This window comes from Streptomyces sp. NPDC005151 (assembly GCF_053599875.1).
In genome coordinates, this window is record NZ_JBSFYR010000237.1 from 1 (window position 1) to 2125 (window position 2125).

Annotated in this window: 3 protein-coding genes and 2 pseudogenes; 2 read left to right on the forward strand and 3 right to left on the reverse strand. The window is 66.2% G+C overall.

Annotated features, from left to right (window positions below):
- Nucleotides 1-180 (forward strand): transposase (locus tag ACWD6R_RS40410; protein ID WP_451823315.1); only part of this gene is annotated, 180 nt, incomplete at its 5' end.
- Nucleotides 181-282: 102 nt separating this feature from the next.
- Here the strand turns inward: ACWD6R_RS40410 and ACWD6R_RS40415 are convergent.
- A complete protein-coding gene (locus tag ACWD6R_RS40415) occupies nucleotides 283-642 on the reverse strand; it encodes a hypothetical protein (RefSeq protein ID WP_451823316.1) in 360 nt (119 codons plus the stop codon).
- A gap of 262 nt (nucleotides 643-904) precedes the next feature.
- Between ACWD6R_RS40415 and ACWD6R_RS40420 the strand changes: the two genes are divergently transcribed.
- Complete coding sequence (locus ACWD6R_RS40420) at nucleotides 905-1117, forward strand: hypothetical protein (RefSeq protein WP_451823317.1); 213 nt, start codon at nucleotides 905-907, stop codon at nucleotides 1115-1117.
- A 216-nt stretch (nucleotides 1118-1333) separates the two neighbouring features.
- Here the strand turns inward: ACWD6R_RS40420 and ACWD6R_RS40425 are convergent.
- Both ACWD6R_RS40425 and ACWD6R_RS40430 read right to left on the reverse strand, forming a co-directional pair.
- Nucleotides 1334-1570: pseudogene (locus ACWD6R_RS40425) on the reverse strand (SpoIIE family protein phosphatase); the annotation flags it as partial.
- A gap of 14 nt (nucleotides 1571-1584) precedes the next feature.
- Nucleotides 1585-2028 (reverse strand): annotated as a pseudogene (locus tag ACWD6R_RS40430) (transposase); the annotation flags it as partial.
- Between the last annotated feature and the right edge of the window lie 97 nt (nucleotides 2029-2125).

Here is a 2125-nt window from a genome sequence, read left to right on the forward strand (position 1 = left end):
TTCGTGGTGCTGCCCCGCCGTTGGGTGGTGGAACGCACGTTCGCATGGCTGATGCATTCGCGCCGTCTGGCCCGCGACTACGAAACCCTGACCGCCACCAGCGAGGCGATGATCCAGTGGTCGATGATCACGCGGATGAGCCGACGCCTGGCCCGGCCACCATCCCGCGGCCGGGCCTGAACATCCCCGACGCCTCCTGGACCAGCCACCCGCGTTCCGCCAGGCGCCTCGCCTTCGACCGTACCCCCTCGACCTTCGCCGGCGTCGGCTCCAGGCCCAGCACTACCGCGATCTCCTTGGCCCGCATCGGCTCTTGGCCGGCCGGTCTGCCAGTACGCCCAGGATCCGCTGGTAGTCCGGCGCGAGAACCGTCGCAGGCAGCCCTTCCCGCCAGGGCGGCACGGTCGTCCCCGGCAACGGCGCGGGCACCGTCGCCGTCTCCGCCTCGGTCACGGCGGTGGTCTCGGCAGCGGACACGGCCAGGGCCTCGACGAGTTCCTCCCGCGCGATCACCCGCCGGTCCAGCTCGATCTCAGCTGTCTCCAGCATCTCGGCAACCCGCGCGGCTTCCTCCCGCAGACCCTCCACCCGCACCCGGGCAGCCAGCTCTCGCGCCTCCAGCAATCCCAGCATCGACGCCACCGCGCACCCCTCGACCACGAAGCGGAAACAAGACGCCGCAAGCCTCCCTCCCCCCGAGCGAAACCATGCCTGACCAGCAAGAATCAAGCGATCAAGTTCGGTTGAGATACGGCTTCTCAGAGCCTGTCGGGTGGCTGATCATGCGTGATGCGTGACGGTCGTGATCTGCCCTTCGGGCATGGCGACGGCCCCGGAATGATCACGTGGTGTGTGCCAGTGCGACAACTCCGAGGCCGTCAGTGGCCCATGCTATCCGTCCAGCTTGACCGATGAGATGTGGGAGATCATCCAGCCGCTCCTCCGTCGGCTGGCCCGCGACTACGAACGGCTGACCGCGGCATCCGAGGCCATGATCAAGGTGGCAATGATCCGCTTGATGCTCGTCCGGCTCGCCGGGCAGCCTTCGCGGTGGAGCCACGAATCCCACCGCAAGACCGCACGAGCCAACACCGTCGAGGACTACATCGCAGCGTAATCAACCGGCCACCCGACAGGCTCTCAGGCGACTTCTCTGTCAAGTTCAGCGTGTTGAGGAAGAACTGACCGGCTCCTCTGATCTGACCAAGGTGCTGCTTGTGATTCACGGCTGACGACGATCTTGGATCTCAGCCAGGACACCACAGGAGGAGGTGGGTGCCAGATCCGGCCGAAGACTGCATACGAGCACGGTGGGGCTCGGCGCAATACCGCGTTACTGGTACTGCGGGCGCCATTCGAAGAGCAGGACGGTCGTGTCGTCCCGCAGCTGATTGCGCTGGTAGTCGAGGATGGCGTGGATGAGCAGCCGCAGTACCTCGGCCGGGCGCTGGCCGGCGGCGCTGGAGCGGATGATGAAGTCGGTGAACCGGTCAAGGCCGAACTCCGCACCGTCCGCGTCGCGAGCTTCCACGACACCGTCGGTGTACAGCAGGGGGCTTCCCCCTGGATCGTGGACATCGATTCCTATGCGGCCGTGGTCAGCGTAATGGATCTCTGTTCGTAGGCGATCGGACTGATCTGGCCGATGCTGGAGTGCCTCCTTCTGGTGTTGTATCGGGTGGCCCACCGGAAAACGGCGAGGCGGGCCTCTCGCGGTCCTGACCAGCTCTTTCGACCCTGGAGGGTCTCCCTCTTAAGGCTCGCGTTGAAGGATTCGGCGGCGGCGTTGTCCGCACTCGTCCCGACGGCTCCGCGGGATCTGATCACGCCCAGGTCCGCGCATACCTGCGCGAAGTCCTTCGAGGCATATTGCGCTCCGTTGTCGCTGTGGAAGATCGCTCCGTCCAGGCTGCCGCCCCGCGTCAAGGCGGCGGCCTTCAGCGCGTCGGTGACCAGCTCGGTGCGCATGTGGCCGGCGATCGACCAGCCCGCCAGCCGCTTCGAGCACAGATCCAACACCGTGGCCAGGTCAATGCCGGTGAGTTAGGCCGTTTCCGCAGGTGGGGGCGGGTGTCGGGTGACTTTCAGCGAGTAGCGGACGTTACTGGGAGTGCGCGGCTTGTCT